The 322-nt window shown below is 43.8% G+C and carries 1 protein-coding gene; it reads right to left on the reverse strand.

The annotated features are described in order from the left end of the window. Nucleotides 1-39: 39 nt before the first annotated feature. A partial coding sequence (locus tag PuT2_RS16015; RefSeq protein ID WP_216820845.1) for a hypothetical protein occupies nucleotides 40-322 on the reverse strand: 283 nt, incomplete at its 5' end.

Genomic DNA, 322 nt, shown 5'->3' on the forward strand with positions numbered 1-322 from the left:
CGGATTGGCAAAAAAAAAACAGCACGTTAGACCAAAACTCTACTCACAAATAATTATGTATTGGCAAGTCCCGTTATATATAAATCCGTTCGTGCTTGGCCAGTAATCGCGATAACCGCAACTGACAATACGATTATTATCCGCCAGTGCGAACTGGCCACCAAAATGATCTGGATAATTGCCGTGATAATTCGTCCCTGATGAAACGAGCCATTTGCATAGTTGCTGTGTTTTACCGAGTGGTAAAGGTATTTGTTGGCCATGACTTATCATGCCCGTAGCTACCACCGTATTACTCCCTTTCCACGCACCGGATTGGCAA

This window comes from Pusillimonas sp. T2, from assembly GCF_002236805.1.
Classification (GTDB): domain Bacteria; phylum Pseudomonadota; class Gammaproteobacteria; order Burkholderiales; family Burkholderiaceae_B; genus Neopusillimonas.